Below are 360 nucleotides of genomic sequence, written 5' to 3'. Positions count from 1 at the left end.
TGAAGGTGTCGGGCGGCACCATCGTTGATGCCACCATCATTGCCGCCCCGTCTTCGACCAAGAACAAAGATGGAGAACGTGATCCGGAAATGCGTCAAACCAAAAAAGGGAATCAATGGCACTTCGGTATGAAGGGACACATTGGCGTGGACAGCAAGACCAAATTGATACACAGCGTTGTCGCAACGGGTGCCAATGTTCATGACAGCCTGGTATTACCTGACCTGCTGCACGGACAAGAGACGCGTTATTGGGGCGATTCCGCCTACCTGGGCCAAAAGCAGGCTGCGCGTAGTAAGGCACCCAAGGCGAAAGATTTTACTAACTGCCGTGCTACACGCAGTCATGCATTAACAGATG

The 360-nt window shown here is 52.5% G+C and carries 1 protein-coding gene; it reads left to right on the top strand.

All coding sequences use genetic code 11. The features are described from left to right. A partial coding sequence (locus tag ACO0LF_RS31625; protein WP_423021398.1) for a transposase occupies nt 1–360 on the top strand: 360 nt, incomplete at both ends.

This window comes from Undibacterium sp. Di27W (genome assembly GCF_049340345.1).
Taxonomy (GTDB): Bacteria; Pseudomonadota; Gammaproteobacteria; order Burkholderiales; family Burkholderiaceae_D; genus Undibacterium.
This window is presented reverse-complemented; position numbering and strand designations above follow the sequence as displayed.